Source organism: Bacillus sp. B1-WWTP-T-0.5-Post-4, assembly GCF_009183795.1.
Taxonomy (GTDB): Bacteria; Bacillota; Bacilli; order Bacillales; family Bacillaceae_G; genus Bacillus_A; species Bacillus_A cereus.
The window spans coordinates 1-483 of record NZ_WEIJ01000047.1; the positions used below are offsets into that span (position 1 = coordinate 1).

Sequence of the window (483 nt, forward strand, 5' to 3'; positions counted from 1 at the left end):
ATTGGGTAATCATTGCAGCAGTTATTATGAGCCTTAATCAACTATCTGGGTTAATTAAAAATATCTCAGATGTGTACTTCAAAGTTAAAGAAGAAGTACAAAAGAGTCGCAACCGCCAAGACGACTCAGAGTAAGAGAAGGGAGAGGGAAACCTCTCCTATTTTTTTTATAATTTATAACGCATTTATAGTAAGTAATCTTTTAAAAGATATTGCGTTTCTATTTTGAAACTTTTAACAACATTTGAAAAAAGATAAAATTTGTTGTTGACTTGAGCAAACCAAAGTGATATGATAGAGATATCAAAGGGAGGTGATAATATGAATTGGGTAATCATTGCAGCAGTTATTACAGGTCTTAATCAACTGTCTGGGTTAATTAAAAATATCTCAGATGTGTACTTCAAAGTTAAAGAAGAAGTACAAAAGAGTCGCAACCGCCAAGACGACTCGGAGTAAAAGAAGGGAGAGGGAAACCTCTCCT

Annotated in this window: 1 protein-coding gene; it reads left to right on the plus strand. The window is 34.0% G+C overall.

Features of this window, described 5'->3' with window-relative positions:
* Window positions 1–320: 320 nt before the first annotated feature.
* Window positions 321–458, plus strand: coding sequence for a hypothetical protein (locus GBN91_RS29160; protein WP_176535481.1), 138 nt, complete (start codon window positions 321–323; stop codon window positions 456–458).
* Window positions 459–483: the final 25 nt, after the last annotated feature.